The sequence below is a fragment of the Testudinibacter crocodili genome, assembly GCF_006228025.1.
Classification (GTDB): domain Bacteria; phylum Pseudomonadota; class Gammaproteobacteria; order Enterobacterales; family Pasteurellaceae; genus Chelonobacter.
In genome coordinates this window covers 1-664 of the sequence record NZ_VDHF01000152.1, presented here as the reverse complement: position 1 = coordinate 664, position 664 = coordinate 1, and the positions used below count along the sequence as shown (strand labels likewise).

Below are 664 nucleotides of genomic sequence, written 5' to 3'. Positions count from 1 at the left end.
AGTGCGGTTGAGAATAATTTACTAGGTGCACAAGATAGTGAAACGTTATTTAAATTATCAGAAAAGCTTAATAAGAAAAGTGGGCTATCGGTTAATGAACAACAGATGCACTTATCATGAATACACGAACAGATGGTAAAGGAAATGCATATGAGGGAATAGAGGCAACCCAAGCATATCTAAATATTGCGAAATTGAGGGATAAGGTAAATTATGCTGCATTTGGTCAGGATTTAGGCGTAGAGCCGGTTTATTGGGAGTTAAGCCTATTAGGTATGGGCTAGAAAGGTATTGGCGTAACTTCAACAATAGTTGAATCAAATATTGCTAAGGTTGCGGGAAAAGTTACAGAGAATGTATTGGCTCGTAATGTTACTATTGGATTGGGGGCTAATGGTACATTGCAATTAGTCAGTGAACAGCCTTTTAATTGGTATGAGTTTGCCAGAGCAGGCTTGGCGGCAGGCATTACTCCACAGATGGGAGTTAAAGATGCGATTAGAATCAATATGGGGATTTCGATGGGGGTTAGTTTAGCTAGTGGCAGTAATCCTTTAAATGATACTGGATTAGCGGGAGTGGGGACTTGGGCGGGTAGTAAGGTAACAAATCCTATCCTTTCATCTATATTATCAGAGGGGATTCAAAAACTTCCTTATATAAC

General features: G+C 39.5%; 1 protein-coding gene and 1 pseudogene. Both read left to right on the top strand.

The window, feature by feature from the left end:
- Positions 1 to 116: 116 nt before the first annotated feature.
- Positions 117 to 284, top strand: a complete 168-nt coding sequence (locus FHQ23_RS12460; protein ID WP_176552320.1) for a hypothetical protein — start codon at positions 117 to 119, stop codon at positions 282 to 284.
- A gap of 75 nt (positions 285 to 359) precedes the next feature.
- Positions 360 to 664, top strand: a pseudogene (locus FHQ23_RS11980) (VENN motif pre-toxin domain-containing protein); the annotation flags it as partial.